The sequence below is a fragment of the Citrobacter sp. CK194 genome (assembly GCF_030333395.1).
Classification (GTDB): domain Bacteria; phylum Pseudomonadota; class Gammaproteobacteria; order Enterobacterales; family Enterobacteriaceae; genus Citrobacter_B; species Citrobacter_B koseri.
Genome location: NZ_JAOWGA010000019.1, coordinates 38,993 through 57,186 on the forward strand (window position 1 = coordinate 38,993; position 18,194 = coordinate 57,186).

The 18,194-nt window shown below is 55.2% G+C and carries 16 protein-coding genes and 1 pseudogene; 14 read left to right on the forward strand and 3 right to left on the reverse strand.

Going from position 1 to position 18,194, the window contains the following annotated elements:
* Nucleotides 1-287 precede the first annotated feature (287 nt).
* Nucleotides 288-1,541, forward strand: coding sequence for a serine hydroxymethyltransferase (gene glyA, locus OGX80_RS16380; protein WP_049009096.1), 1,254 nt, complete (start codon nucleotides 288-290; stop codon nucleotides 1,539-1,541).
* A gap of 80 nt (nucleotides 1,542-1,621) precedes the next feature.
* Nucleotides 1,622-1,708, forward strand: a pseudogene (locus OGX80_RS16385) (hypothetical protein); the annotation flags it as partial.
* Between the two features lie 17 nt (nucleotides 1,709-1,725).
* Here OGX80_RS16385 and OGX80_RS16390 read toward each other — a convergent pair.
* Nucleotides 1,726-2,919 (reverse strand): ROK family transcriptional regulator, encoded by a 1,194-nt coding sequence (locus tag OGX80_RS16390; protein ID WP_115181280.1) that lies wholly within the window; start codon nucleotides 2,917-2,919, stop codon nucleotides 1,726-1,728.
* A gap of 114 nt (nucleotides 2,920-3,033) precedes the next feature.
* Between OGX80_RS16390 and OGX80_RS16395 the strand changes: the two genes are divergently transcribed.
* The 4 genes from OGX80_RS16395 (at nucleotide 3,034) to OGX80_RS16410 (ending at nucleotide 9,881) form a co-directional block, all read left to right on the forward strand.
* Complete coding sequence (locus tag OGX80_RS16395; protein ID WP_115181281.1) at nucleotides 3,034-6,300, forward strand: DUF5107 domain-containing protein; 3,267 nt, start codon at nucleotides 3,034-3,036, stop codon at nucleotides 6,298-6,300.
* Nucleotides 6,301-6,371: 71 nt separating this feature from the next.
* Nucleotides 6,372-7,811, forward strand: coding sequence for a sugar porter family MFS transporter (locus OGX80_RS16400; protein ID WP_012131236.1), 1,440 nt, complete (start codon nucleotides 6,372-6,374; stop codon nucleotides 7,809-7,811).
* Complete coding sequence (locus OGX80_RS16405) at nucleotides 7,811-8,653, forward strand: aldose 1-epimerase (RefSeq protein ID WP_047461983.1); 843 nt, start codon at nucleotides 7,811-7,813, stop codon at nucleotides 8,651-8,653. The genes OGX80_RS16400 and OGX80_RS16405 overlap by 1 nt, the downstream gene beginning before the upstream one ends.
* Before the next feature lie 88 nt (nucleotides 8,654-8,741).
* On the forward strand, nucleotides 8,742-9,881 hold the full coding sequence (locus OGX80_RS16410; protein WP_047461985.1) for a 3-phenylpropionate MFS transporter: 1,140 nt from the start codon (nucleotides 8,742-8,744) through the stop codon (nucleotides 9,879-9,881).
* Here OGX80_RS16410 and csiE read toward each other — a convergent pair.
* The gene (gene csiE, locus OGX80_RS16415) at nucleotides 9,876-11,153 is read right to left on the reverse strand and encodes a stationary phase inducible protein CsiE (protein ID WP_115181282.1); all 1,278 of its coding nucleotides are present in this window, start codon (nucleotides 11,151-11,153) and stop codon (nucleotides 9,876-9,878) included. The two genes, OGX80_RS16410 and csiE, sit on opposite strands and share 6 nt — an antisense overlap.
* 124 nt (nucleotides 11,154-11,277) lie before the next feature.
* Between csiE and OGX80_RS16420 the strand changes: the two genes are divergently transcribed.
* The gene (locus tag OGX80_RS16420; RefSeq protein WP_115181283.1) at nucleotides 11,278-11,916 is read left to right on the forward strand and encodes a DUF1007 family protein; all 639 of its coding nucleotides are present in this window, start codon (nucleotides 11,278-11,280) and stop codon (nucleotides 11,914-11,916) included.
* Entirely contained in the window at nucleotides 11,907-12,887 is a 981-nt protein-coding gene (locus OGX80_RS16425; protein ID WP_115181284.1) for a nickel/cobalt transporter, read from the forward strand. Before OGX80_RS16420 ends, OGX80_RS16425 begins: the two co-directional genes overlap by 10 nt.
* 104 nt (nucleotides 12,888-12,991) lie before the next feature.
* On the opposite strand, the gene suhB is transcribed toward OGX80_RS16425, so the two are convergent.
* Nucleotides 12,992-13,795, reverse strand: a complete 804-nt coding sequence (suhB, locus tag OGX80_RS16430; RefSeq protein WP_024130116.1) for an inositol-1-monophosphatase — start codon at nucleotides 13,793-13,795, stop codon at nucleotides 12,992-12,994.
* Nucleotides 13,796-13,913: 118 nt separating this feature from the next.
* Between suhB and trmJ the strand changes: the two genes are divergently transcribed.
* From trmJ to hscB, 6 genes are all read left to right on the forward strand, one after another.
* On the forward strand, nucleotides 13,914-14,645 hold the full coding sequence (gene trmJ / locus OGX80_RS16435) for a tRNA (cytosine(32)/uridine(32)-2'-O)-methyltransferase TrmJ (protein WP_071258072.1): 732 nt from the start codon (nucleotides 13,914-13,916) through the stop codon (nucleotides 14,643-14,645).
* Between the two features lie 231 nt (nucleotides 14,646-14,876).
* Complete coding sequence (gene iscR, locus OGX80_RS16440) at nucleotides 14,877-15,368, forward strand: Fe-S cluster assembly transcriptional regulator IscR (RefSeq protein WP_012131246.1); 492 nt, start codon at nucleotides 14,877-14,879, stop codon at nucleotides 15,366-15,368.
* A gap of 244 nt (nucleotides 15,369-15,612) precedes the next feature.
* Nucleotides 15,613-16,827 (forward strand): cysteine desulfurase, encoded by a 1,215-nt coding sequence (gene iscS, locus OGX80_RS16445; RefSeq protein ID WP_024130117.1) that lies wholly within the window; start codon nucleotides 15,613-15,615, stop codon nucleotides 16,825-16,827.
* 27 nt (nucleotides 16,828-16,854) lie between these two features.
* Complete coding sequence (iscU, locus tag OGX80_RS16450) at nucleotides 16,855-17,241, forward strand: Fe-S cluster assembly scaffold IscU (protein WP_002913991.1); 387 nt, start codon at nucleotides 16,855-16,857, stop codon at nucleotides 17,239-17,241.
* A gap of 17 nt (nucleotides 17,242-17,258) precedes the next feature.
* On the forward strand, nucleotides 17,259-17,582 hold the full coding sequence (gene iscA / locus OGX80_RS16455; RefSeq protein WP_004104506.1) for an iron-sulfur cluster assembly protein IscA: 324 nt from the start codon (nucleotides 17,259-17,261) through the stop codon (nucleotides 17,580-17,582).
* Between the two features lie 95 nt (nucleotides 17,583-17,677).
* The gene (gene hscB, locus OGX80_RS16460; RefSeq protein ID WP_114848602.1) at nucleotides 17,678-18,193 is read left to right on the forward strand and encodes a co-chaperone HscB; all 516 of its coding nucleotides are present in this window, start codon (nucleotides 17,678-17,680) and stop codon (nucleotides 18,191-18,193) included.
* The last annotated feature ends 1 nt before the right edge of the window (nucleotide 18,194 follow it).

The following is an 18,194-nucleotide window of genomic DNA, read 5'->3' on the forward strand; positions in this document are numbered from 1 at the left end:
AATACATCTTATAAAAAATAACCCTGTATTGTAAATGGTTCTTTGTAACTTTGCGTTTTTAACGTTACAACGTGAAAAATCTGCATCACAAACCTGAAAAGAAATCCGTTGAAATTCGTAAGGTCTTCATTCGACAAAGCCTTGTACAGCATGAAGGTAATCGTTTGCGTAAAATCCTTTGTCAAGACCTGTTATCGCAGAATGATTCGGTTATACTGTTGGCCGTTGTCCCACGGGATTGCCTTTTTAGGCCAAAAATTTATCGTTAGCTGAGTCAGGAGATGCGGATGTTAAAGCGTGAAATGAACATTGCCGATTATGATGCCGAACTGTGGCAGGCTATGGAGCAGGAAAAAGTACGTCAGGAAGAGCACATCGAACTGATCGCCTCCGAAAACTACACTAGCCCGCGCGTGATGCAGGCGCAGGGGTCTCAGCTGACCAACAAATATGCTGAAGGATATCCGGGCAAGCGCTACTACGGCGGTTGCGAATATGTGGATGTCGTTGAGCAACTGGCGATTGACCGCGCGAAAGAACTGTTTGGCGCAGACTACGCCAACGTTCAGCCGCACTCTGGTTCTCAGGCTAACTTCGCGGTCTACACTGCGTTGCTGCAACCGGGCGACACCGTTCTGGGTATGAACCTGGCGCAAGGTGGCCACCTGACTCACGGTTCTCCGGTAAACTTCTCCGGTAAACTGTACAACATCGTGCCTTACGGCATCGATGAGTCCGGTAAAATTGACTACGAAGAGATGGCGAAGCTGGCTCAGACTCACAAACCGAAGATGATCATCGGCGGCTTCTCTGCTTATTCCGGCGTCGTTGACTGGGCAAAAATGCGTGAAATTGCCGACAGCATTGGCGCGTACCTGTTTGTTGATATGGCGCACGTCGCGGGTCTTATCGCCGCAGGCGTTTACCCGAACCCGGTTCCGCATGCTCACGTTGTGACCACCACCACGCACAAAACCCTGGCGGGTCCGCGCGGCGGCCTGATCCTGGCGAAAGGCGGTGACGAAGAGTTGTACAAAAAACTGAACTCTGCCGTTTTCCCTAGTGCTCAGGGTGGCCCGCTGATGCACGTGATCGCCGGTAAAGCGGTGGCGCTGAAAGAAGCGATGGAACCGGAGTTCAAAGTCTACCAGCAGCAGGTTGCCAAAAACGCCAAAGCGATGGTGGAAGTGTTCCTGAACCGTGGCTACAAAGTGGTTTCCGGCGGTACGGAGAACCACCTGTTCCTGCTGGATCTGGTGGACAAAAACCTGACCGGTAAAGAAGCTGACGCCGCGCTGGGTCGTGCCAACATCACCGTTAACAAAAACAGCGTGCCGAACGATCCGAAGAGCCCGTTTGTTACTTCCGGTATCCGTATCGGTTCTCCGGCCATTACGCGTCGCGGCTTTAAAGAAGCAGAAGCCAAAGAGCTGGCTGGCTGGATGTGCGATGTGCTGGACAACATCAACGATGAAGCGGTTATCGAGCGCATCAAAGGCAAAGTGCTGGACATCTGCGCACGCTTCCCGGTTTACGCGTAAGCGATACGCCAGGCATCGTGAAAAAGGCTTCCTGCGGGAAGCCTTTTTTATTTCCGGGTCACGCCGTGCGGGCGAATCCAGGCGCGACTTTGATACCCGGTTATATGAATAATTTTAATACCGCGCCGGTGGTTTTTCGTTCGACAAGCGGATCTCCTTTCATCGCTGGGTGTCGGACTTATACTCAGAGCACGTTTAGCTGTGATTCGACGTACAGATAGCCGATCCCCATCAACTGTTGCGAACGACTGAGTGTGCCAAAGCCGATCCGGGTGGACCTTGCCTGCGGGTTATCGCCATGATCAAAGGGATTAAACCCCGTTTGCTGCACCAGCGTATTCAGCCAGCTTTCACCAAAGGCGCAACTGCGGCCATAAATCCAGATTTGGTTAATATTCAGGATATTCAGAAAGTTATATAAACTCAGGCCAATCGCGCTGGCGGCGTGTTCCACCCAGGCCTGGATGCGGACATCGCCCTGTTGCCAGGTGGTAATCAGTTGATCGATGGTGATAGTTTCTGGGTCGCAATCCGCCGTGGGCTGCGTTTTCATCCACCGTCGGGCCTGCTTTTTAAGCGCGCTGAGCGAAGCCACGGTTTCCAGACAGCCGTAGCGGCCGCAATCACAGGCCACCCCGTCCGGGTTGACGATGGTATGTCCGATCTGACCGCTGCCATACAAACTGCCGCGCCAGATGTTGTCGTTGATGACGAAGGAGGAACCAATCCCGTAATCGACGTTAATGACGCAGAAATCGCGGTTTGCCGCTGGGTTTTGCCACTTCTCCGCCAGCGCCAGCATCACGCAGTCATTGTCTAACCGCACCTGTACGCCGAGCATCTCCTCCAGCAAATATTTAATCTCAACCGGGGTTTTCCACGGTGCCTGCGGCATGGTTTTTGACGCCCCGGTAATGGGATCGACCTGACCGTGAACGCCTAATGCCAGATTGATGGTCACGTCGGGATAGCGCTGACGATATTCCCGCCAGTGCGCGGCAAGCGCGGTCAGCAAGGCTTTTGGCGAACCGGCATTGATCTCCGCATGGCGCCAGTCGCCCACGGCGACCAGACGCGCATCTGCCAACTGGCTGGTGATGCTGGTGGGCGTCACGTTCATACACAGCGTCCAGTCTCCCTGTTCGGGTAGATGATAGCTGCCGCTACTCAGCCCTCGTTGGCTTAACGTCTCCCGGGAATGGCAAATTCTTCCCTCATCGATCAACTCCTCCAGAATATTGCTGACCGCCGGAATCGACAGGCCGCTGAGCTGCGCCAGCCGGGATTTACTGAGCTGTTTTTCACGCCACAGGTGCGACAGAAAGATCTGCTTGTTGGCTTGCCTGACCCGGGCGTTATTGAACCCTGTACGCTGCATACACTTAACTCCCTTAACTATATTGCGTGAGCATTGCGTATTTTAACGCCAGTTATCTGCCCCAGAATAGCAGCAAGGTGAAATTTTACTTTTGTTTGTTTAGTGGAGAATGACATGTACGGTTCAGTTAAGGTCTGGCAGGAAACACTCTCACTCCCTACGTGGACAACCGGCGAAGAAGATCCGAACCCGATGTTCCTGGAAAAGCGGGTTTATCAGGGGTCTTCAGGCGCGGTTTATCCTTATGGCGTCATCGATACGCTGACCGGTGAACGTGAAATGCGTGAGTATCAGGCAGTCTGGATGGAGAATGATTTTATTCGCATCATGCTGTTGCCGGAGCTGGGCGGACGTATTCATCGCGCGTATGACAAAGTGCAGCAGCGTGATTTTGTTTACTACAACGAAGTGGTGAAACCCGCGCTGGTCGGGCTGCTGGGGCCGTGGATCTCCGGTGGGATTGAATTTAACTGGCCGCAGCATCACCGTCCAACCACATTTATGCCGGTGGATTTTACCTGTCAGCAGGGCGAACACGGAGAACAAACCGTGTGGATGGGGGAAGTGGAACCTATGCGCGGCTTGCAGGTGATGACCGGATTTACGCTGTACCCCGATCGGGCATTAATTGAAATCACCGGAAAAGTCTTTAACGGCAACGCTACGCCGCGCCATTTTTTGTGGTGGGCGAACCCGGCGGTGAAAGGCGGAGACGACCACCAGAGCGTCTTCCCGCCGGACGTTACTGCCGTATATGACCACGGTAAACGGGATGTCTCCGCCTTTCCGATCGCGACGGGCACTTATTACAAAGTGGACTACTCCGCCGGCGTGGATATCTCGCGTTATAAAAATGTGCCGGTGCCGACCTCTTATATGGCTGAAAAGTCAGATTATGATTTTGTCGGCGCCTGGCATCATGGCGAACGAGGGGGACTGCTACATGTGGCCGACCACCATATTTCGCCGGGTAAAAAACAGTGGACGTGGGGATACGGTGATTTTGGCGTGGCCTGGGATCGCAACCTGACCGATGACAACGGCCCGTACATTGAACTCATGACCGGGGTCTTCACCGACAACCAGCCTGATTTTACCTGGCTTGCGCCGTATGAAGAGAAAGTCTTCGTGCAAAATTTCCTGCCCTACAGTGAACTGGGCATGGTGCAAAACGCCAGTACGCAGCTTGCGCTGCGCCTTGAGCGAGAAGGGAACCAGCTTTCATCCGGCGTTTATGCCGTTGCGCCGCTACATGACGTTCAGGTAACGCTTTGTGCCCAGGGGCAACCGTTCTTTGAAAAAACACTCACGCTGGAACCCGGTCAAAGCTGGCGCGCCGATCTTTCTGACGCGGGCCACGCGCGGGTGAAAATGACCGTTGCCCGTCGTGATGGCGTCACGCTGCTGGCGTATGAGGAGCATATCGCGGAGGACTTGCCGTTGCCGAAAGCGGCCTGCGCGCCCGAACTGCCAGAGGCGCTGTCCTGTACTGATGAGCTCTATTTTATTGGTCAGCATCTGGAGCAGTACAACCATGCCAGCCGCTATGCAGAAGAGTATTACCAGCGAGCGCTGGACGTGGACCCGCATGACTATCGCAACAATGTTGCGCTGGGTACGCTGGCGCTGAATCGTGCGGACTGGGCGCAGGCAGAGCGCTGTGCGCAGTCTGCTTTACAGCGGGCGCATAAGCTCAATAAAAACCCGCGTGATGGGGAAGCGAGTATGCTGCTGGCCGCCGCGCTGGAACGCCAGGGCAAGGACGACTTCGCCCGTGAGCACTATTACAAAGCCAGCTGGAGCGGCAACTGTCGTGACGCGGCCTTCTGGTCGCTGGCGCGAATCGCCATGAAGCGGAATGATTACGCCGATGCGCTGGAGAAAGTGAATCTGAGTTTGCGCTTTAATGGCAGCAATAATCTGGCGATGGGGCTGAAAGCACTGGTTCTGGCCGGACTCGGGCGCACAGCCGAAGCGCTGGCGTATATTTCACAGCAGCTTATTGAGTACCCGCTGAGTTACACCTTGCATTATGCGCGCTGGGCTATCCGTCAGGATGAGGCGGCGAAAGAGGCGCTTATCGCCATTACCGGGCGCCGTGGCGCCAACGCCTGCGAGCTGGCGGGCTGGCTGGTCTCTTGTGGGCAAAAAGAGGCCGCCCGCGCGGTGCTGACGCTGCTCGACAGCCAGGAGACGCTGCCCATGCTGTGGCGCGCGTCGCTGAGTGATGATCCGCAACCGTTTATTGCGCTGGCTCGCGACTGTTTGCACAACCGCGTTCGTTTTCCCAACACGCTCGACGAAGTGCAAATGCTGCAAACGCTGTCGGATTGCGCCTTCGCTCGCTATCTGCTGGGTTGTTTCTGGTACAGCAAACGTTGTTATGAAGAGGCGGTGAATTGCTGGCAGTTTACGCTGGAGCAGGAACCGAATTTCGCGCCGGTGCATCGGCTGCTGGGAATTTACGCCTGGAACAAACAGCACGATGCGCAGAAAGCGCTGAAATACCTGTCTCAGGCGGTTGCGCTGGAGCCGAAGAATGCCCGCTTCTTGTTTGAGCTGGATTATCTGAACAAACTGATGGCAGCGCCAGCCGAGGCGCGTTTACAACGGCTGGAGGCCAGCAAAGAGATTGTTTTCCATCGCGACGATCTGACCGTGGAATTGCTTAGCGTATGGAATAGCCTCGGTCGCTACGAAGCGGCCGCCGGGGTGTTGCGCGAACGTGTTTTTCACCCCTGGGAAGGCGGGGAGGGCAAAGCCACCGGGCAATATTTACTGAATCAGATCCATCAGGCGCTGGAAGCTATTCGCCGTGGCGAGCCGCAAAACGCCACCGTTTTGCTTCAGCAGGCGTTGCACTATCCGCACAATCTCGGCGAAGGGCGTTTACCGGGACAAACGGATAATGACATCTGGTATTTGCTGGGCTATTGCGCGCGCCAGCAAGGTCATCATGATGAGGCGCAGCGCTATTTCACTCGCGCGACTCGCGGAGGCAGCTCGCTGGACGCGGGACGTTACTACAATGACCAGCCGGTGGATTATCTCTTCTGGCAGGGGATGGCGCTGAAAGCGTCAGGTGACTGCACTGAAGCGAACCTTCTTTTCCAGAGTTTCCTGCAATGGGTGGAGACGCAGCGTGACAAGGTTCCCGACGTCGATTTCTTCGCCGTATCGTTACCGGATCTGGTGGTGCTGGATACACCCGCGCAGGAGAAACACCAGCAGCACTGTCTGTTCATTACCGCGCTGGGCCATCTGGGGCTGGGCGATATCCCGGCGTGCCAGCAGGCGCTAAACGCGCTCCTGCAACGCAATCCGACGCATGACAAGGCGCAGCTGCTGCGCCATGCGCTCAACGTACCGTTATTTCAATAGACCCTGAACAGGTGGAGGCGACTCCACCTGAAACCTGCTGTTCCCTGCGTTTCCCTGAAAGAGGAATCATAATGAATAACACGCAGACACATTTAAGAATCGGTTATGTCTGGACTATCTGTCTGGTTGCCGCCTGCGGCGGCTTGCTGTTTGGCTATGACTGGGTGGTGATTGGCGGCGCCAAACCGTTCTACGAAGCCTATTTTTCAATTACCGATCCCGCGCAGTCCGGCTGGGCGATGAGTTCAGCGCTGGTCGGCTGTATCTTTGGCGCACTGATGTCCGGCTGGTGCGCTGATAAATTTGGGCGAAAAATGCCGCTGATTCTGGCCGCGATCCTGTTCAGCGCATCGTCCTGGGGAACCGCTGTCGCCAGCAATTTCGATATGTTTGTGATTTACCGTATCGTTGGCGGCGTAGGAATCGGCCTGGCGTCCGCACTTAGCCCGCTGTACATCGCGGAAGTCAGCCCGGCGGAGAAGCGTGGACGTTTTGTGGCGGTCAACCAACTCACGATCGTGATCGGCGTGCTGGCGGCTCAGCTCATTAACCTGATGATTGCTGAACCGGTGGCGACCGACGCGACCCGGCAGGCGATTGTTGAAAGCTGGAATGGGCAGATGGGCTGGCGCTGGATGTTCGGCGCGGAACTGGTGCCTGCGCTGGCGTTTCTGGTTCTGATGTTCTTTGTGCCGGAATCACCGCGCTGGCTGGTCAAAGCGGGCAAACCTGAACGCGCCCGCGCCATGCTGCAACGGATTGGCTCAGCGGAGTATGCCGGGCAGACGTTGCGGGAAATAGAACATACTCTGCTGAAAGACAACCACAAAGTGGCCTGGTCAACGCTGTTGCAGCCGCAGATTAAACCGATTGTCATCATCGGCATGGTGCTGGCCGTCTTCCAGCAATGGTGCGGGATCAATGTGATCTTCAACTATGCGCAGGAGATCTTCGCTTCCGCAGGGTTTGATATCAACGGAACGTTAAAATCCATTGTCGCCACAGGGATCATTAACCTCGTCTTCACCCTCGCAGCGCTGCCGCTGGTCGATAAAATTGGTCGCCGAAAACTGATGCTGTTTGGCGCTTCAGGACTCACGGTGATTTATGTACTGATTGCCGCCGCTTACGGGATGGGGATTATGGGCTGGCCGGTTCTGGTGCTGGTGCTGGCGGCTATTGCGATTTACGCCCTGACGCTGGCACCTGTCACCTGGGTTCTGTTGTCGGAAATCTTCCCGAACCGCGTCCGTGGTCTGGCGATGTCGCTGGGGACGCTGGCGCTCTGGATTGCCTGCTTCCTGCTGACCTACACGTTCCCGCTGCTTAATGCGGGGCTGGGAGCGGCGGGCAGTTTCCTGCTTTACGGCGTTATCTGCGCGATGGGGTATTTCTACGTGCTGCGCAATGTGCCTGAAACGAAAGGCGTGACGCTGGAGGCGCTGGAAGAGCAACTGGCGACGCGGCATGTGAAATCCAGCCCGTCAGCTCAACAGCGAAGCGCACGGTAATGGACGATACGCTGACATTACAAAACACGCATCTGCGGATGCGTGTTGATCCACAGGGCGGCAGATTGTTGAGTTTATTTTCATTAGCGCATCAGCAGGCCGTTTTACGTGAAGGATGCGGCGTAAAACCCGGCGAATGCGGCCTGTTCCCCATGCTGCCGGTCGCTAATCGCGTTGCCGAAAACCGTTTTTTGTTCCGGGGAGAGGTGGTGAATCTTCCCCGGCATGAGGAGGATGCCGTTTTCTTTCTGCACGGTGACGGCTGGCTCAGGCGCTGGGATACGATTGCCGTTCATGAGGACGCCTGTCATCTGCGTTCAGGTCGTCAAATGGCGTGCGGTTATGATTATGTCGCAGATCTTCACTATCAGCTGGACGCCGCTGTGCTTCATGCCTCGCTGACGATAACGCACCGGGGAGAACGACCGATGCTTTATGGTTGCGGATTCCACCCGTACTTTGCTTTTGATCGTCACAGTACCGTGCAGTTTGCCGCCAGCGGTTACTGGCCGGAAGGTAAGCAGCATCTGCCGCAGGAATGGCAAAGCGATATTCCCCGGCAGGCGGATTTTTCCGGCGCGCAATATGGCGAGGATGCGTGGCTTAACGTAGGGTATTCCGGCTGGAGCGGGCGGGCGATTGTGCAGCGTGATGTGATGAAGGTCACGCTTTTATCGCAAACGCCCTGGCTTATGCTATTCAGAATGCAAGGGGAGTCATTCTTGTGTCTGGAACCGCAGTCGCATCCGGTAAATGCCCACAACATGCCGGGGCAACCGGGACTCCAGGCTTTAGCTCAGGGAGACCAGTGCCATTTCGCGATGCAAATCGCTGTTGTTTAGGCCAAAAAAGATGTTATTCGCCTGTTAATGCTCTCTTGCGCCAGCCTGCATTTATCGCCAGACTATCGCCTCCATACGGGAGGGAATCATGGTTTTGCACTCCACGCGCTGGCTGGCGCTCGGTTATTTTACCTACTTCTTTAGCTACGGTATTTTTCTGCCATTCTGGAGCGTCTGGCTTAAAGGCCTGGGACTGACGCCGGAAACCATCGGTCTCCTGCTGGGGGCGGGGCTGGTGGCGCGTTTCCTCGGTAGCCTGTTGATTGCGCCACGGGTGAGCGATCCTTCCCGCTTGATTTCTGCGTTACGCCTTCTGGCGCTGCTGACGCTGGTGTTTGCCCTCGCATTCTGGGCAGGGACGCACGTTGCGTGGCTGATGGTGGTGATGATCGGTTTTAACCTCTTCTTCTCGCCGCTGGTGCCGCTCACCGATGCGCTGGCCAATACCTGGCAAAAACAGTTAACGATGGACTATGGCCGGGTGCGTTTGTGGGGGTCTATTGCGTTTGTGATCGGCTCGGCGTTGACCGGGAAACTGGTGAGCCTCTTTGATTATCAGGCGATTCTGGGGCTATTGACGCTTGGGGTGGCCTCGATGCTGCTAGGTATGCTGCTGCGACCGAGCGTATTGCCGCAGGGGGAAAGCCGTCACCAGGAGAGCGCGGGCTGGCCTGCCTGGCGTACGCTCGTCGTCCAGAGCTGGCGCTTTCTCGCCTGCGTGTGCCTGCTGCAAGGCGCGCATGCCGCTTATTACGGCTTCAGCGCGATTTACTGGCAGGGGGCGGGCTATTCCGCCTCGGCAGTGGGGTATTTGTGGTCGCTGGGCGTGGTGGCGGAAGTGGTTATTTTTGCGCTGAGCAACAAACTGTTCCGCCGTTTTAGCGCTCGCGATCTGCTATTGCTCTCCGCCGTATGCGGCGTCATCCGCTGGGGATTAATGGGCTGGAGCACCGCGCTGCCGTGGCTGATAGCGATCCAGATTCTGCATTGCGGCACCTTTACCGTTTGCCATCTGGCCGCGATGCGTTACATCGCCGCTCGCCAGGGAAGCGAAGTGATTCGTCTACAGGCGGTCTATTCTGCCGTGGCGATGGGCGGCAGCATCGCCATCATGACCGTATTCGCCGGATTCCTGTATCAGCATTTAGGGAACGGCGTATTCTGGGTGATGGCATTGGTGGCGTTGCCTGCTATTTTCTTACGGCCTAACGTCGCCGCGTCATCATGATTCCAGTATTTTGCGGATCTGCTGCTGTTGGTGTGCGGTAAGTGACAGGTCCGCATGAATCAACGGCGGCGAAAAGAGCGGCAGCGGTGTGGCATACGGGGTGACAATCAGCGCCACGCCGCGCGGCGAACCTTCTTTCTGGAAGGTCTGCGTCGGCACATGCTTAATATTGAGCGGCAGGAGCGTCAGTTCCCGTAATTGCTGCTCAATATGTGCCTCCAGTTCGCCGTTATTGCCTGTCAGTAACACGATCTGCTTTTCGTGCAGGTCGTTCTCCTGCATCAGCCATGCGCCAAAAATCACCGCGACCAGCCCTGTCTCTTCATCAGAGAAACGCACACCGTATTCGCTTTCAAACCCGGCGAGGGCGTCACGCGTGGTGCGCACCAGCCGAGGGTAGAGGCGACTGAACTCTTCCGGTAGCGTGTTATCAATACCAATGGCGAATAAACTTCGGCTCAGCGCCTGGGCAAGGTGCACATAGAGTTGGTCGTTAAGTCCTTGTTCGTCGCTGAAGCGTACCTGCCCCATTTCCCGAAAGCGCAACACCAGCCGGGCGACAGCCAGGCGCAGGCGGCGATCCTGCTGATGGTTGTCGTGGATAGGGTCGGGGATGCGAATCATGGAAAACAGTAAAGCCATAAACAGCGTTTCGTCGGGCGGCGCGTTTTGCATGACGCGGCGCTGCCAGTGACGGCCAATCTCCAGCGCGAGCGGGTATTCGGCGCAGGACTGCGCCCACTGTTTCTGTAGCGGATTAAACGCCGGTGCGATGCCCGCATGATGCTGTAGCAGGCAATATTGTAAAAACAGCCGCAGAAACTGCACATCCCGGCATTCAAACGGTTTTTGCAGCCGCCGCGAGCAAAGGTTGATCAGCGCATGCAGATTGGTATCGTCATACAACGTACGCGCGATCCCTCTCCGTTTAAGCTCGGTTTTTAATGCCGGCGTAAACTGTTGCGTAATGAAAGTCGGGCATATGCGTAAGCCGCGTCTGAGCCAGTGTAAAAGGCACAAACGTTGGTTGAGCGCAGCCCCCTCGATTCGGTAGCGTCCGTTCTGACCCGTTGTGATGGCGAGTCGATGATAGCGCTGGATCTCCAGGCCTGTTTCGGTGATATCCTCACGGGCAATTTCATCATCGACGCCATTGAGCGCGCTGAATGTTTCCGTGGTGGCGATTTGCCCCGGCTGGAAAAGCGTCAGTAAAACCCGGCAGCGGCGCTGGGGAGCAGAAAGTACAGACGGCGAAGTAAGCGTTGGCATCATCTGTCTGGTCTCCCGTTAGTTTGTTTGATAAGGATAGCTAAAGTTTGTGCGTGGAAATGGTTATAAGAGGGCTTTACGCCAGGAATGCTGGCGAGCATCACAGAATTTTTAACGTGAGGAACAGATGCAATTAGTTAAACGCAGCGCTTTAACACTCTTTCTCGCTGTTTTATCTTTTACAGCGCAGGCGCACCCTCATAGCTTTATTCGATTGCAGACGCAGCTGGTGAGTGAAAACGATCGGTTTGTGGCGCTAAAAATGCGCTGGACGATGGATGAAATCACCTCCGCAGACCTGCTTTATGACGCGGGAGACGCGAAGCCCGGTTCGGAGATCTGGAAAAAGCTGGCGGCGGAAGTGATGGCGAACGTGCTCGGCCAGCACTACTTCACCGAAGTGTGGCACAACGGACAAAAGGTCAAGTTTAAAAATCGCCCGACGGAATACGGAATGGAACGGGAAGCGCACCAGGCGGTGTTGACGTTTGTCCTGCCGTTGGCTGAACCGCAGCCGCTGAGCGGCCAGACTTATACTTTTTCAACCTTCGATCCCACATACTATGTAGATATGAGCTACGCCAACGATCGGGACGCCTCGTTGCCGCAGGCGTTAAGCACACAATGCAGCATGAGTGTGCATACGCCGACGCCGAGTGAAGATACGCTCAGTTTTGCGCAGTCGCTGGATAAAGAAGACGCGCCGCCGGAGGATATGGATTTGGGTAAACAGTTCGCGCAGAAGGTAACGGTGCAATGTCAGTAATCTCCCAACAACGCCCGCGCTCCCGACGTTGGCTGCCGCTGTGGCCGCTGGCGGTATTTCTGTTGCTGGCCATCGCGGGCGGGCTGTGGTTATGGCAGGCCTGGCCGCAGGTGATGGTGAAAAGCATTGTCTGGCAGCGGGAAGTGAATCAGCAGATGAGCGCCTTATTAAAAGCGGTGGCGGCGAATCCGGCGCAGGCGGGCGGTTCGCTGCTGTTGTTTAGCTTTCTGTATGGCGTACTCCATGCGCTGGGGCCGGGTCATGGAAAAGTGGTGATTACCACATGGCTGGCGACGCATCCATCAAAGCTGAAATCAAGCATCGGCCTGACGCTGGCCTCATCGTTATTGCAGGGGCTGGTGGCCATTGCGCTGGTGGTTGTGGTGCTGACGGTATTGCAGCTTCCGGCGAGGCAGTTACATCTGAGCAGCTTCTGGCTGGAGAAGGGCAGTTATGCGTTAGTCGGCGTGCTGGGAATATTGCTTTGCTGGCGGGCGCTAAAGACGCTTCGCGCGCTGCTGCGCAAGCCGAAATTTATCTCATTTACGCCGCATCATGTTCACCACGAACATTGCGGCTGTGGGCATCAGCATCTGCCGAACCCAGAGCAACTCAGGAATGGCGATGACTGGCGCGCGCGGCTGATGATTATTCTGTCGATGGGGATGCGCCCCTGTTCCGGCGCGATTATGGTGCTGCTGTTCAGTAAAGTTATTGGCGTCTTTAGTTGGGGAATGGCGTCGGCGCTGGCGATGGCGGCGGGAACCTCGCTGACCATTACCTCTCTGGCGTTGCTGGTTCACAGTTTCCGCGCACTGGCGGTAAAATTAAGCGGCAATAAAACGCCGGTATTGTGGCGGCAAGTGGGATGGACAACGCTGGCGTTAGCCGGTGGCGTGATTTTGGTTGTGGCGGCGGTGGTGATGTGGATGAGTGCGGTGCCGGTGGGCAGGGGATTAAGACCGTTTTAGCACAGTTGTAGGATGAATGCCTGATGGCGCTTCGCTTATCAGGCCTACGGGAAACTCCCCTGGTAGGCCGGATAAGGCGCTAGCCGTCATCCGGCATCAAACGATTAGCGCTTCAGCGCATCGCTCAATTCGTCGCGCATGCTTGCCAGCATCGCTTTAACCACGCGCGGGTTACCGGCCACGATGTTACCGGTCGTCATGTAGTTATGGCCGCCGGTAAAGTCGCTGACGATACCGCCCGCTTCACGCACCAGCAGTTCGCCACCGGCGAAATCCCACGGACGCAGACCGATCTCAAAGAAACCGTCAACGCGACCCGCAGCCACATACGCCAGATCCAGCGCAGCAGAACCGGTGCGACGGAAGTCAGCGCATTCGGTGAACAGTTTGCTAACGATATTGATGTAGGTGGTCGCATACTGTTTGGCTTTGAACGGGAAACCGGTCGCCAGGATGGTGCCATCCAGGTCGCGCGCGGTGCTGCCGCGCAGACGGTAACCGTTCAGCTGTGCGCCCTGACCGCGAGTGGCGGTGAACAGTTCGTTACGCATAGGATCGTAAACTACCGCGACTTCAGTACGGCCTTTGATGCGTACGGCGATAGATACCGCGAAGTGCGGCAGACGTTTGATAAAGTTGGTGGTGCCATCCAGTGGATCGATAACCCATTGAACATCCTGATCGGTACCTTCATGTTCACCGCTTTCTTCGGTAATGATGGTGTGCTGTGGGTAAGATTTGCGGATCGTTTCGATAATAATCGCTTCGGCGGCTTTATCGACGTTAGTCACAAAATCATTGCTGCCTTTCTGGCTGGTTTCTACTGAGTCAGGCGTTTCGTAGTGTTTGGCAATTACATTACCCGCCTTGCGCGCTGCGCGCACGGCGATGGTCAGCATCGGATGCATCGGTCTCTCTCACTGGATGTTAAAGAACGGGAAAACGGCGCAGAGTATAGCAGCGAGTTCGGAATATGTCTCCGTTTTATGATAATATGCCCGAATAATCTTTAGCCGAAGAAAGACAATGCTGCAAAATATTCGAATTGTGCTGGTGGAAACCTCTCACACCGGCAATATGGGTTCTGTTGCCCGCGCCATGAAAACAATGGGTTTAACAAACCTGTGGCTGGTCAATCCGTTGGTCAAGCCGGACTCCCAGGCTATCGCGCTGGCGGCTGGCGCCAGTGATGTGATCGGCAATGCGCAGATCGTCGATACGCTCGATGACGCGTTGGCAGGGTGTAGCCTGGTGGTCGGCACCAGCGCGCGTTCCCGCACGCTGCCGTGGCCGATGCTGGACCCGCGCGAATGCGGTCTGAAAAGCGTGGCGGAAGCCGCGAATACGCCGGTTGCGCTGGTCTTTGGCCGCGAGCGCGTTGGCCTGACCAACGACGAACTGCAAAAATGCCATTACCATGTGGCGATTGCCGCAAACCCGGAATACAGCTCGCTCAACCTGGCGATGGCGGTACAGGTGATCGCCTACGAAGTGCGTATGGCCTGGCTGGCAACGCAGGAAAACGACGAGGCGGCGGAACATGAAGAGACGCCATATCCGCTGGTGGACGACCTGGAACGTTTTTACGGCCATCTGGAGCAGACGCTGCTTTCAACCGGCTTTATCCGTGAAGGCCATCCGGGGCAGGTCATGAACAAACTGCGTCGTCTGTTTACGCGCGCGCGCCCGGAAAGCCAGGAACTGAATATCCTGCGCGGCATTCTTGCTTCTATTGAGCAGCAGAATAAAGGCAAGTAAGCGTGTTGATGCCGGATGGCTGCACGATTTGCAGGCCGAATATTGTAGGCCGGATAAGCGAAGCGCCATCCGGCAAACAGAAACGGCACTGAAGGTTAAATACCTGACTAAATTAGTCAAGTAAATAGTTGACTGATTTAGTCGGGAATGTCAGACTTGACCCTGCTATGCAATACCCCCATTTTACAATAAAAAACCCCGGGCAGGGGCGAGTTTGAGGTTAAGTAAGACATGAGACTAACATCTAAAGGGCGTTATGCCGTGACCGCAATGTTGGACGTTGCGCTCAACTCCGAAGCGGGCCCGGTACCGTTGGCTGATATTTCTGAACGTCAGGGAATTTCCCTTTCTTATCTGGAACAGCTGTTTTCACGTTTGCGTAAAAATGGTCTGGTTTCCAGCGTACGTGGCCCAGGCGGTGGTTATCTGTTGGGTAAAGACGCAGGTAGCATCGCGGTTGGCGAAGTGATTAGCGCTGTTGACGAGTCGGTAGATGCGACCCGTTGTCAGGGCAAAGGCGGCTGTCAGGGCGGCGATAAATGCCTGACGCATGCGCTGTGGCGTGATTTGAGTGACCGTCTGACCGGTTTCCTCAACAACATTACCTTAGGCGAACTGGTGAATAACCAGGAAGTTCTGGATGTGTCTGATCGTCAGCACACCCATGACGCGCCACGTAGCACCCGTACGCAAGACGCAATCGACGTCAAACTGCGCGCGTAATTTACCCGCCCTGTTTCGGGGCGCTGCTGCGTTGGCCGCGCTTGTTCATCCCGGTCACTTACTTATGTAAGCGCCAGGGTTTCACAAGCTTGTCGCCTTGCTGCACCGCAAAACAGTTAGGGTAAAAAATTATAATAGATTTCAGAATCAGGCCGGGGCGTTTACTCGCCCCGTGTACTCGGTCGTACATCCAGCCGGTTGCCTGATTCCTTGCATTGAAGCGATGTACGGAGTTTATAGAGCAATGAAATTACCGATCTATCTCGATTACTCCGCAACCACGCCGGTGGACCCGCGTGTTGCCGAGAAAATGATGCAGTTTTTGACCCTGGACGGAACCTTTGGTAACCCGGCCTCTCGTTCACACCGTTTCGGCTGGCAAGCTGAAGAAGCGGTAGATATCGCCCGCAACCAGATCGCAGAACTGGTTGGCGCCGATCCGCGTGAAATCGTCTTTACCTCCGGTGCGACTGAATCCGACAACCTGGCGATTAAAGGTGCGGCCAACTTTTATCAGAAAAAAGGCAAGCACATCATCACCAGCAAAACCGAGCATAAAGCCGTGCTGGATACCTGCCGTCAGCTTGAGCGCGAAGGGTTTGAGGTTACTTACCTGGCGCCGCAGAGCAACGGCATTATCGATCTGAAAGAACTCGAAGCGGCGATGCGCGATGACACCATTCTTGTGTCCATCATGCACGTCAACAACGAAATCGGCGTGGTGCAGGATATCGCGACCATCGGCGAAATGTGCCGTGCGCGTGGTATTATCTACCACGTTGACGCCACCCAGAGCGTGGGCAAACTGCCTATCGACCTGAGCCAGCTGAAAGTGGACCTGATGTCCTTCTCCGGCCACAAAATCTATGGCCCGAAAGGGATTGGCGCGCTGTATGTGCGTCGTAAACCGCGTATTCGTATCGAAGCGCAGATGCACGGCGGCGGTCACGAGCGCGGTATGCGTTCCGGTACGCTGCCTGTACACCAGATCGTCGGTATGGGCGAAGCTTACCGTATCGCGAAAGAAGAGATGGAAACCGAGATGGCGCGTCTGCGCACGCTGCGTAACCGTCTGTGGAACGGCATCAACGATATCGAAGAAGTTTACCTGAACGGTGACCTGGAGCAGGGCGCGCCGAACATTCTCAACGTCAGCTTTAACTACGTTGAAGGCGAATCCCTGATTATGGCGCTGAAAGATCTGGCGGTGTCTTCAGGTTCCGCCTGTACGTCCGCAAGTCTGGAACCGTCCTATGTGCTGCGCGCACTGGGCATGAATGACGAGCTGGCGCATAGCTCTATCCGTTTCTCTTTAGGTCGTTTCACTACTGAAGAAGAGATCGACTACACCATTGAGCTGGTGCGCAAATCCATCGGTCGTCTGCGTGACCTTTCCCCGCTGTGGGAAATGTTCAAACAGGGCGTGGATTTGAACAGCATCGAATGGGCTCATCATTAATCGGTATCGGAATCAGGAGAATTTATAATGGCTTACAGCGAAAAAGTAATCGATCATTACGAGAATCCACGCAACGTGGGTTCCTTTGACAACAGCGACGAAAACGTAGGCAGCGGTATGGTGGGTGCACCGGCTTGCGGCGACGTGATGAAGTTGCAGATTAAAGTCAACAATGAAGGTATCATTGAAGACGCGCGTTTCAAGACTTACGGCTGCGGTTCCGCTATCGCGTCCAGCTCCCTGGTCACCGAATGGGTGAAAGGGAAGTCTCTGGACGAAGCGCAGGCGATTAAAAATACCGATATCGCAGACGAGCTTGAACTGCCTCCGGTGAAAATTCACTGCTCCATTCTGGCAGAAGACGCAATTAAAGCCGCTATTGCGGATTACAAAAGCAAACGTGAAGCAAAATAAGAAGAGTTGAGGTTGTTATGTCGATTACACTTAGCGACAGTGCTGCAGCGCGAGTAAATACCTTTCTGGCAAACCGTGGTAAAGGGTTTGGCCTGCGCCTGGGGGTGAGAACTTCCGGCTGTTCAGGTATGGCTTATGTACTGGAATTTGTTGATGAACCGGCGGCAGAAGACACCGTGTTTGAAGACAAAGGCGTAAAAGTCGTGATCGACGGTAAGAGCCTGCAATTTCTGGACGGTACGCAGTTAGACTTCGTAAAAGAAGGTCTGAACGAAGGGTTTAAATTTACCAACCCGAACGTAAAAGACGAGTGTGGTTGCGGCGAAAGCTTCAACGTGTAACGTGCTTACCGATAACCCCACCGTGGTCACCTGCGCGTGGGGTTTGTTTTACCTGACTTCCTGAAACATCAGAGAGTCGATGCCCTGAGAATGTTATGGACTACTTCACCCTCTTTGGCTTGCCAGCCCACTATCAACTCGATATCCAGGCGCTGAGCCTCCGTTTTCAGGATCTTCAACGTCAGTATCATCCTGATAAATTCGCCAGCGGTACGCAGGCTGAGCAACTCGCCGCCGTACAACACTCCGCGACTATTAATCAGGCCTGGCAAACGCTGCGTCACCCTTTGACGCGCGCCGAATATTTACTGTCACTACACGGCTTTGATCTGGCCAGCGAGCAGCATACGGTGCGCGATACCGCGTTTTTGATGGAACAGCTGGAACTGCGTGAAGAGCTTGATGAAATAGAACAGGCAAAGGACGAAGCGCGACTGGAAAGTTTCATCAAGCGCGTGAAAACAATGTTTGATGCCCGCCATCAGCTGATGGTGGAACAGTTGGACAACGAGACGTGGGACGTGGCGGCGGACACCGTGCGTAAACTGCGTTTTCTCGATAAACTGCGAAGCAGCGCCGAACAACTCGAAGAAAAGCTGCTCGATTTTTAAT

Coding starts and splice junctions, on each gene's coding strand:
- iscA (WP_004104506.1), top strand. CDS start 17,259: ATGTCGATTACACTTAGCGACAGTGCTGCAGCGCGAGTAAATACCTTT.
- glyA (WP_049009096.1), top strand. CDS start 288: ATGTTAAAGCGTGAAATGAACATTGCCGATTATGATGCCGAACTGTGG.
- trmJ (WP_071258072.1), top strand. CDS start 13,914: ATGCTGCAAAATATTCGAATTGTGCTGGTGGAAACCTCTCACACCGGC.
- hscB (WP_114848602.1), top strand. CDS start 17,678: ATGGACTACTTCACCCTCTTTGGCTTGCCAGCCCACTATCAACTCGAT.
- OGX80_RS16390 (WP_115181280.1), bottom strand. CDS start 2,919: ATGCAGCGTACAGGGTTCAATAACGCCCGGGTCAGGCAAGCCAACAAG.
- OGX80_RS16425 (WP_115181284.1), top strand. CDS start 11,907: ATGTCAGTAATCTCCCAACAACGCCCGCGCTCCCGACGTTGGCTGCCG.
- OGX80_RS16405 (WP_047461983.1), top strand. CDS start 7,811: ATGGACGATACGCTGACATTACAAAACACGCATCTGCGGATGCGTGTT.
- OGX80_RS16420 (WP_115181283.1), top strand. CDS start 11,278: ATGCAATTAGTTAAACGCAGCGCTTTAACACTCTTTCTCGCTGTTTTA.
- OGX80_RS16395 (WP_115181281.1), top strand. CDS start 3,034: ATGTACGGTTCAGTTAAGGTCTGGCAGGAAACACTCTCACTCCCTACG.
- iscR (WP_012131246.1), top strand. CDS start 14,877: ATGAGACTAACATCTAAAGGGCGTTATGCCGTGACCGCAATGTTGGAC.
- csiE (WP_115181282.1), bottom strand. CDS start 11,153: ATGATGCCAACGCTTACTTCGCCGTCTGTACTTTCTGCTCCCCAGCGC.
- OGX80_RS16400 (WP_012131236.1), top strand. CDS start 6,372: ATGAATAACACGCAGACACATTTAAGAATCGGTTATGTCTGGACTATC.
- iscU (WP_002913991.1), top strand. CDS start 16,855: ATGGCTTACAGCGAAAAAGTAATCGATCATTACGAGAATCCACGCAAC.
- OGX80_RS16410 (WP_047461985.1), top strand. CDS start 8,742: ATGGTTTTGCACTCCACGCGCTGGCTGGCGCTCGGTTATTTTACCTAC.
- suhB (WP_024130116.1), bottom strand. CDS start 13,795: ATGCATCCGATGCTGACCATCGCCGTGCGCGCAGCGCGCAAGGCGGGT.
- iscS (WP_024130117.1), top strand. CDS start 15,613: ATGAAATTACCGATCTATCTCGATTACTCCGCAACCACGCCGGTGGAC.